The following is an 8,810-nucleotide window of genomic DNA, read 5'->3' on the forward strand; positions in this document are numbered from 1 at the left end:
ATGTTCTCCTTTCGTTTATGACATGATGGAATTTTTATCTAAAGGAACCATTTCAGACGAATTTTGCCAGTCATCTTTTAATAGATCTTTTGGAAAGTCATCATAATCTGGTTCCTGATAGACGGGGTCCTGAATCGGGAGGACCGATTCTTTTGTCTTTTTTGATGGTGTATATGCACGTCGTTTCTGAGATTTTGCTTGTGGCTTTGGGAGGTAGTCATATTCTTCTGTCTGTCCATTTTCTCGCCATTTTGGAATATGTTCCGATGCTTTTCTTGTGACAAGCTTTTTGGCATCCGGATGCAGGGTATAATCATATTTTTCTACTTTCAAAACCTTTTGCCCGCGTAGAATGACCAGAGCGGTATCCAGTGGAAGACGGAGAATTTCATCTGGGGTTAAAAGTTTACGTTTTCCAATGGATTGGGTTTTTCTGTATTCCGGAGAATAGTCAGATACCCGCCAGGTATTGAGTTGCTTTGCTTCAGAACTGACACCTACGGTAATATCGCCGGATCGAGAACTTATGAATTCTGCAGTGACCTCATCTGTACACCCTAAAAATAATTGGGTATCACAATTCCCGATGATTTCCTGCCATTGGTTATATGGATAACGGTTCTGCATCTGGGGCAGGTTCTGAAAGATACAGGAAATGCTTAGTCCCCTTGATCGGCAGACGCTGATCTTTTTGTTCAGTTCCAGAATGGCACCTGTATTGGCAAGCTCGTCTGCCAGGATATGAACTGGGACCGGCAAACGCCCATTTTTACCATGCTTATCTGCAAATCGTACCAGTTTGATGAATACGAAAGTCATGAACAGGGATGACAGGAAGTCAAAGGCACTGTCCTGATCGGAAGTGATGCAGAAATATGCACATTTTTCTTTTCCCGGAAGTGTCAGGTCGATCTCATCATAAGATGTGATTTGTCGGATCAGTTTATTTTGAAAAACCTGCAGCCTGGCACCCAGACCGATGATTACGCCGGATCTTACTGTATCACTTGCCTGCTTATAGATGCAGTAAGGCACTTTTGCCGGATGGGATACAGGCAACAGGTCAAAAAGACTATTTAGTTCCTTTTCGGAACTCAGTGTTAGCAATTTATAAACCTGACCGATATTTTTGGACTCTGGTGGAAATCCTTGTTCCACGTAAAGAACCAGTGCTTTTAAAAGATTTAATTCTGCATTATCCCAGAAATGATCCCCTTTGGCAGAACCGGTATTTTGAATGATGACATCCGAAAATACCTGGGCCATAGTTTCCTGACCGTCTATTTCCATCAGACAGTTCCAGGCATCTGAGTTTTCTGGGTTGACCAGATTGAAACACCGCACAGTATATCCTTCGTTCTCCAGATATCCTGCCATACTTTCATATAATTCTGATTTTGGATCGGTTATAATCAGGCTTTCTCCACGAGTAACGCATTGAAAAATCATATTCCTTGCATAAGCTCTGGATTTCATGGAACCACTAGCACCGTAAACTGCAACATTTCGATTCATGCGTGTTTCATAAGGAAGGCAAACCGCTTTTCCGTTTAGCTTGCCAAGAATTGTTCCCTTATTTTTCTTCACATGATCAGTTAGTTCCAGAACTTTGTGCATCTCATCTGGAGTCATGAATCCGGAAGTTCCATAGGTACCTTTGGTAGAGTAGTTTAGATTTCGCTCTTTATCAAAAATTTCGCCATTTCTGTCATATCCCATCCGCATCACTAAGAAAGTTAGTAGACCAAAGGCAAGAAGGCATAAAAAAATCCCATACAGGTTATATGGAAATCGTGTCAATGCCATAAGGCAGGCTTTTGGATGTAGGGAGGCTGTCTGTGGGTAAGTACCATTGCCAGCAAAGTTTCCGGCAGCACTCCAGGTTTGGTAGTTATAAATAAATTGTGCCACATAGCCGCCAGCATAGAGCGTGCAGAGGCAGATTGGAAGCAGATAGATGAGCTTCCACCATTTACGGTTCATGTAAAAACCCCCTTCTGAATTTGTTAAGGTCAATACTGGAGAATTGAATGTCTGCTGTGAGGTATTCTTTGAGAACCGGGATCTGGAAATCAAAACAGATCAGGTTTCCGTGTAGGCCGTAAACATTCAGTCCGGTATTGAATCGATTGATTCGCTGCATGTCAAAATCATAAGCAAGAAGTGCAGGGTTTCCATCTTTGGTTACTGCATCATGCTCCAGTGGTATTTCTTCCTGGCGAGCGTTCATATCCGATAGCAATAATTCGTTAAGCTGTTTTGTCATTGCCGGGTTTGCTAATAGCTGCATCAATGTTTCCCCCTGAAGATCGTTGGGAAGATAATGGAAATGTTCAAACGATGTGTCCAGCATAAAGAGGCTTCGCTTGTAGCCACCAGTGCTGGTCAGCAGTTTGAAAGCAGTTTCCATATTGTCACCAAGCATAATTGCACGAATTTTCGGATGTCCGGAGTAAGGATATCCCTGCAGATAATGCTGCAGAAATGCATTGAGGCGCACTTCAGTTTTATACTCCCACTTGAGGACTCCACTTCCGGTATTGTAGATGACGTAGATGCAATGGGATGCCATCAGGATTCCCATACTCCGCGAATTTTTGATTTTTGTTGTTGCCGCCCCAAGTTCTTTAATCTCTCTGGAAGAATAAAATAAAGGAAGGCTTCGCATATGGATGGAAGCAGCTTCGCGTTCCACAGAAAAAATATGTGGTTTTCCATCCGGATAAAATGGGATTCCGGCATGGAGCAACGTCAGGTATGTTTGTGCCTTCTGATGAAGACGGATGCGGCGTGACGGTTCGCTTCGGATAACATTAGTCTCAGTATTTCCACTTAGATAGCAGTGGAAGCGGTCAGGATAGTAGGCGAGGAGCAGTTCCTTGGAACGTTTGGTCAGTCGGTATCCTCTGAGTTTATCCTTATAGTGGGGGCGAATGAGCTTTTCAGCCTTCAGTTCAGTGATGATTTTTTCAGCATAAGAAGGACTTGTAAAAAGCCGATTCAGTTGATCCGAAGGAAATTCCCCACAGATTCCGATAAGTTCCAGCAGCCTGAATTTCTGAGTGTCTGGTCTTAGCAAATAAGTATCACCTCAATTCAATTATTACCGATGTTAGCCTGTACTTGGGTAAAATGGCTTTTGTCAGTTGGTAGAAAAAGCATGGAAATATAATGCTTCAATCCTCTTTTTACCTATGTCGGAAAAATTAGGTAAGAAAATCAGGAAATTTCCGATATGGTTTCCAATAGCTCTTTATGCGCTTTCACCCAATCCGGAAAGGCAGATTTTTTCATGATGTAGACAACTGTCGAATCTGCATTACCAAATTCTGTTGTATGATAGGAATCGCAGTACAATCCAGTATCGTCCAATAAAACGTAAGTTGCTATCGTATCCAGAATCTGCTTGAATTCCAGATTGTCATAGTCACGAACCCTTTGGCTGGAAAGAGTACGATTATAAATCTGGCTGAAGCAGACCACACAGTCTTTATACAGAGCCAAGTCGTGGCTTTTTACATATTCCTGCAGAGCATAATTCAAGGGCTCATGAAGAAATGCCATATTAGTGCGGACTTTTCTTTTGGGGAGAAGTCCTGGAAGGGTAATAGACAAAATCTCCTGTTCCTGTGAAATAGCGATTCCCTGTGCGTCTGCAGCAAGTTTTAGATAACTGTTCTTGCCAGAGAAATCATTGATATAGACCAGATTCCTGAGCTGGCAGGTGATACGTTCTGATCGTAAGGCAGCATCGGTGCTTAGTGCTTCATAATTTGCACCATATTTTTCAATGTCTGTAGTTTTCAAAGCAAAAAGGGTGTTTCTGAGCTTTTCTATTTCGCTTTCCACACCCTGTAATCTCTGAAATATGATTCGTGTATTTGCGTTCATAAAACCTCTTTCTTTTTGTAGTAGCTGACAGAGCCATCAGGGGTGACCATGCAGTAGGCAATCACACCATCAATTGTAAGTTTTCCCGCTTGTTTTTCCGATTCAATGATGATGATTCGTAATGCTTCTCTTGGAGGAATACTTTCAAACACATGATTCATCAACGCTTCCTGCCCATTAGCAACATAAATGATTTCATAGGTTTCATCATGGGAAAAGAAATGTAATTTAACGGGAAAATCACCACTGGTATGGTAGATGAGTGCCTTTTTAAAATCCAGCAGAACCCAGAAGGCAGCAATAGTTCCCATATCTGGTGAATTGGCAGACTCTTCAGTGTCACATAGTAAATGCTGTTCTTTATCATGGTAAATCCGCCCCTGTTTGGTCAAACTGGTGATGAGAGATTTGATAGAGTCTCTGTTTTTATCAAAAAGTTGCAGCACCTGTTCATAATGCAAGGCGTGATATGTAGTGAGAATCCGAAGAAGGGCTGCCCCTTCGCCTTTATATATCTGTTCTCGTGTTTTCATAGATGGTCTCCCTTCGTATTTGTAATTGTACGTATATCTATACGTACAGCCTGCGTATAGGATTCTGTGCGTATGGTGTACGTACAGATAGTGGCCTGCTGTCAGTACGGTTTTCGGGTACAAAAAAAGCACCGGTCAGGGTGCTGGTAAATAAGAAAACTATAAGCAATACTCATTTTAACATGGGTATTTTTTCCCTTCAATCGCATTAGCAGGCCAATACTATGCCATTTTCGTGACGATGGCTATTCTGGAAAAAATTGATTCAAAATTTCAATGGTTTCTTTCGCAGTAAAACCCCAGAGAATGGTACTCAGCGCTTCAATAGCTGCGTGACGTTTCCGGTAATAGGTACGGTAAGAAATATTGCTGATATGCGGTTCGAGCTTTTCAAGGATCTCATCCGTGTTTTTCAGTTCCTGTGGAGATAGGAATGCATAATAGAGAATCCAGTAATACTGTTCTCCGTGCTTATGATTGTTACGGAGAAGATCAACGGAAGAATCTAATAGCTTCAACATCTTGTTACTCCGCTCAATGCTTTTTGCCCTTTCTGCTATGTCAGTTCCGGATAATTCTACCCCTGCAGCATAAACGGAATCTAGAAAATCATCCACACTGGTTCCATATTCCATACGGAATTGCGCTTCTAACTGCCGGACCACTACCTTCAGGCTGTATGTGGCATCCCGGTATCTTCGCAGAAACTTGTAAGTGTCGTGGAAGCGGGGATCTTCTTCAGGAGTCGCATAGCTTTGTTTTTTGTTTCCAGCCATTCTATTCACCCCCTTTCGCAGTAGTCATATATGTTTCAGCAGGCAGGTTAACGGCAGGTTTTTCTTCTGGCATGACAGTCAGTTCAAACCGATATGCAGCTTTTCCGTAAGGACAGATAATATTTAGTGTATATTGATTAACTGTATCTATGCAGGCTGATAAAGGAGATAATATATACCTGGTTTTGGAGCATTCGCAACACGGAATCCCCTGTGTTTGCAGTAGTTCTGCGACTTTTTTGATGATAAATTTCATGTGAGAAACCGGAACGCAGGACTCATTTTCTGGAACGGTGATTTGTTCTTCCGTGACAGTTTCTGAAACGCAGACTTCTTCTTCGATTTCAGGTACGTGGATTGGCAGTTGCATGTTCATAGCGATTTCCTCCTTGTCTATCATTACATCACTGATGTCAAACATTACAGACAGGTAGTAGTTAAGATAGATTATGCTACCATGTTTGCCTTTGAAACTAACAAGAGTGATGAAGTTTAACTCTTCAAATTTTTTTAAGATACGTGATATAGTGGTTTTTGAATGTCCCCAACGTTCTCCAAGAGACTGGAAGCTGGTCAGGGGATTGCCTGTATTATTTCGGTAATAAACAACAGGCGCAGAGAAAGAGCCTTGCACGGTTGGATCATTGTATATAGCATGAATCCACATATCCAGTAACATATCCATCTCTGAGCATTTCCCCAGGCTGATAAGTTCATGGACTTTTGCAATAGGGAAAAAGAAAAATCCATCATCCTTTTTGCAGGGACAGTTGTATTCCAGAACGGTATTGTCCTTTGCCCAGTCAGTGATCTTAAATTTTACGATTTTCTTATTTCCAAGAAGAGAGTATGTAATACAATTTTGCTTCTCCAATAAATCCAGGATAGAGACTGCCTGATGCTGGAACCGGCAGCGAAACCATGTCTGAAGATCGGAAAGAGTACAGATCCATTCGCCGGGACCTATCATGTAGGTAATATTCTCCATTCGCCGATAAGACGAGCGGTAATTGGCATAGGAGCAAAGAACGATATAGTAAAAAAGAAAAGAGCCTCCGTTTGTGCGGATGCTCTTGTCAGCAACAAGTGATCGTATAAAATCTCTGTAGATTCTGCAACGTGGGAAATCCACAATTTGTTTTAATTCTAATTGATAGTCCATAAAATAACCTCACATTCTAAAAAGGTATTGAAGTACCTCCGGATACGATTCTTTGATAGTGAATCAGGTGTACCTCATTGCATTTCTATTGCATTTTTGATATCTTTTCATACTATTTCAAACTATCCAATATTGCCTGAAAATGGCTTAAAATCGTTGATTTTGCTTTATATTGCTTACCGTCAAACTGGAGTTTGAATAGTACGGATGTATATCGTAGTATTTTCTGTGACAGGTAGTCTTTAAGATTGCCTGTCATATTTATATTATTCATATTATCTGTATTTAAAAATGTTTTTGGTTCCAATGGATGAATCTTGGATTTCTTTATAGTCTATACTGAAGTATGATAAAAAGAAACAAATGAAGGAGAAATTGAAAATGGAGAAATCAAGATTTATAACAGCGGAAGAAATGGCGAAGGATTTATGTGTGTCGAAGGCTCATGCATATAAGTTGATTAGGAAAATGAATGATGAATTAGAGTCAAAGGGATATCTTACGATCGCGGGGAGGGTAAGTCGGAAGTATTACGAGGAAAGATTTTATGGTGTACGGTAGAGGCGATTGACTATAACATGATTTATGATATGGTTTGAACTTTATGATATTTCTAGATTTTTTGAATATAATAGAATATACATAGTATAACAACTTAAAAAGCCAGTTATGGTATAGAAGGATTGTAATAGATTAAGAAAATTTTGTTGCATTTTCTAATAATTTTGCTATACTATGAATAGAAGTAAATGTTTGCCGTTTGTTATGCAACGGGGTATAAGAAGCATAATGCGTAATTTTGCCACTTGCCGATGGTGTGGGGTACAAATAATTCGGTGCGTAAATAATTGCCACTTGCTATACAGGTGGGATAAAAGTAGTATAGTTCGTCAATGAATCCCCATCAGTTTCTGGTGGGGATTTTGCATAGGGAGAAAGCATGGAAGTAACACAGGGATATTCTTATCATATCAAAGACGAGTTTTTTGATATGATACAAGATAAATACTTGATGAGCAATAAAGAAAATGGAAATTATCGTCCCCATTTTTTTGCAATTCAAGATAATAAGAATAAGGAATTGTACTGGATGATTCCGATTAGTTCACAGGTAGATAAGTATAAAGTTATTATAGAAAAGAAAATAAAACGATATGGGAAATGCAATACTATCATTATTGGGACGTTTGCCGGGAAAGATAATGCTTTTCTGATACAAAATGCCTTTCCCATATTAAAGAAATACTTCGATCATGTGCATACTGTTGAGGGCAAGCCAGTCGTTATACATAGCAAATTGAATAGGGAACTGACTGTTAATTTGCGAGAGGTTCTTGCTATGTATAGGCGGGGGATACGATTGATTTTCCCTGATATTGAGTATATACAGGAGAGAATGGAAGAGGAACTTTGAAATAAGAATTATATCCGATTTATTAGTCATAATATCATAATAAGCTAATATATCGGAGGTAAAATATGAAGATAAATGGAGTAGTTGCGATGTTGAAAAAGAAATCACCTAAGATAGTACAAATAAATGATATATTACAGTGGTATGAGAATGATGAATTGGAGTTGTCCCCAAAATATCAAAGAAATAGTGTTTGGAATGAAAAGGCAAAATCATATTTAATAGATACAATAATCCGTGGTTTGCCAATTCCACCTATCTTTATGAGACAAAAAATAGATGTGACAACAAAAAAAACATATAGAGAAATTATTGACGGACAGCAGCGGTTGAGGGCTATAACGGAATATATTCAAAATAAATTTCCGATTTCAAAATCGCATAATGAATTATACGGTGGAAAGTACTATGAGGATTTAGATGAGGAAACGAAGGAACAGATATTAGAATATGATTTATTTGTAGAAGTAATTAGTGAAAGAGAAGATCCGGTAATTTATGATATGTTTGCTAGACTGAACACTAATAATTGTGTGTTAAACAGACAAGAATTAAGAAATTCACGTTATTGGGGTGAGTTTAAAGTTGCGGCATATAATACAGCGGCAGAGTATAGGGAGTTGTTCTATTCTAATAGAATATTTAATGATAAGCAGTTCTCGCGAATGGAGGATGTCGAGTTTATTTCTATTCTCCTTAATGTTTTTATTAATGGAATTGATTCTGATACTCCAACCAGCATTGATAAATTATATGCGACATATGATAAGGAATTTGCTTCGTTTAAAGATATTAAAATAAAATTCGATCGAGTTATGTTAGAAATAAAAGAGATTTATGACTATCTTAATGGGAATGTAAAATGTTTTACAAGCAAGTTATATTTTTATACTCTTTTTGTTGCATTAGTTCATCAAATGTATGGCATTGAAAAAGTAGATATTTATCGTTTGGAAGCATATTCGGTTGAAAAAATTGAAAAAAATAGAGAAGTTTAAAGTGACCCACTTTGTCAAGACAGTTTTTTATTAAAT

General features: G+C 39.0%; 9 protein-coding genes. 3 read left to right on the forward strand and 6 right to left on the reverse strand.

The window, feature by feature from the left end; genetic code table 11:
* Nucleotides 1–15: 15 nt before the first annotated feature.
* The 6 genes from ACQRBN_RS09165 to ACQRBN_RS09190 form a co-directional block, all read right to left on the reverse strand.
* On the reverse strand, nt 16–1,983 hold the full coding sequence (locus tag ACQRBN_RS09165) for a VirD4-like conjugal transfer protein, CD1115 family (RefSeq protein WP_427738665.1): 1,968 nt from the start codon (nt 1,981–1,983) through the stop codon (nt 16–18).
* A complete protein-coding gene (locus ACQRBN_RS09170) occupies nt 1,973–3,079 on the reverse strand; it encodes a hypothetical protein (protein WP_427738666.1) in 1,107 nt (368 codons plus the stop codon). Before ACQRBN_RS09170 ends, ACQRBN_RS09165 begins: the two co-directional genes overlap by 11 nt.
* Nucleotides 3,080–3,219: 140 nt before the next feature.
* Nucleotides 3,220–3,891: a DUF6100 family protein gene (locus ACQRBN_RS09175; protein ID WP_427738667.1), complete on the reverse strand. Its 672-nt coding sequence runs from the start codon at nt 3,889–3,891 to the stop codon at nt 3,220–3,222.
* Complete coding sequence (locus ACQRBN_RS09180; RefSeq protein WP_288859629.1) at nt 3,888–4,424, reverse strand: DUF5697 family protein; 537 nt, start codon at nt 4,422–4,424, stop codon at nt 3,888–3,890. Before ACQRBN_RS09180 ends, ACQRBN_RS09175 begins: the two co-directional genes overlap by 4 nt.
* Before the next feature lie 245 nt (nt 4,425–4,669).
* Nucleotides 4,670–5,200, reverse strand: coding sequence for a hypothetical protein (locus tag ACQRBN_RS09185; protein WP_288859631.1), 531 nt, complete (start codon nt 5,198–5,200; stop codon nt 4,670–4,672).
* A gap of 1 nt (nt 5,201) precedes the next feature.
* Nucleotides 5,202–6,362, reverse strand: coding sequence for a MarR family transcriptional regulator (locus tag ACQRBN_RS09190; protein WP_427738668.1), 1,161 nt, complete (start codon nt 6,360–6,362; stop codon nt 5,202–5,204).
* 381 nt (nt 6,363–6,743) lie between these two features.
* Here ACQRBN_RS09190 and ACQRBN_RS09195 point away from each other — a divergent pair, with 381 nt between their 5' ends.
* From ACQRBN_RS09195 to ACQRBN_RS09205, 3 genes are all read left to right on the forward strand, one after another.
* On the forward strand, nt 6,744–6,923 hold the full coding sequence (locus tag ACQRBN_RS09195; RefSeq protein WP_427738669.1) for a DNA-binding protein: 180 nt from the start codon (nt 6,744–6,746) through the stop codon (nt 6,921–6,923).
* Nucleotides 6,924–7,302: 379 nt separating this feature from the next.
* Nucleotides 7,303–7,776: a type III toxin-antitoxin system CptIN family toxin gene (gene cptIN, locus ACQRBN_RS09200; protein ID WP_427738670.1), complete on the forward strand. Its 474-nt coding sequence runs from the start codon at nt 7,303–7,305 to the stop codon at nt 7,774–7,776.
* Between the two features lie 65 nt (nt 7,777–7,841).
* Nucleotides 7,842–8,774, forward strand: coding sequence for a DUF262 domain-containing protein (locus ACQRBN_RS09205; RefSeq protein ID WP_427738671.1), 933 nt, complete (start codon nt 7,842–7,844; stop codon nt 8,772–8,774).
* The last annotated feature ends 36 nt before the right edge of the window (nt 8,775–8,810 follow it).

Source organism: Bariatricus sp. SGI.154, from assembly GCF_050313795.1.
GTDB lineage: Bacteria > Bacillota > Clostridia > Lachnospirales > Lachnospiraceae > CAMBRQ01.

What these genes read in the sequence shown, in the direction of transcription:
- ACQRBN_RS09165 (WP_427738665.1), bottom strand. Translation starts at nt 1,983, where the DNA reads ATGAACCGTAAATGGTGGAAGCTCATCTATCTGCTTCCAATCTGCCTC.
- ACQRBN_RS09175 (WP_427738667.1), bottom strand. Translation starts at nt 3,891, where the DNA reads ATGAACGCAAATACACGAATCATATTTCAGAGATTACAGGGTGTGGAA.
- ACQRBN_RS09180 (WP_288859629.1), bottom strand. Translation starts at nt 4,424, where the DNA reads ATGAAAACACGAGAACAGATATATAAAGGCGAAGGGGCAGCCCTTCTT.
- ACQRBN_RS09185 (WP_288859631.1), bottom strand. Translation starts at nt 5,200, where the DNA reads ATGGCTGGAAACAAAAAACAAAGCTATGCGACTCCTGAAGAAGATCCC.
- ACQRBN_RS09190 (WP_427738668.1), bottom strand. Translation starts at nt 6,362, where the DNA reads ATGGACTATCAATTAGAATTAAAACAAATTGTGGATTTCCCACGTTGC.
- ACQRBN_RS09195 (WP_427738669.1), top strand. Translation starts at nt 6,744, where the DNA reads ATGGAGAAATCAAGATTTATAACAGCGGAAGAAATGGCGAAGGATTTA.
- cptIN (WP_427738670.1), top strand. Translation starts at nt 7,303, where the DNA reads ATGGAAGTAACACAGGGATATTCTTATCATATCAAAGACGAGTTTTTT.
- ACQRBN_RS09205 (WP_427738671.1), top strand. Translation starts at nt 7,842, where the DNA reads ATGAAGATAAATGGAGTAGTTGCGATGTTGAAAAAGAAATCACCTAAG.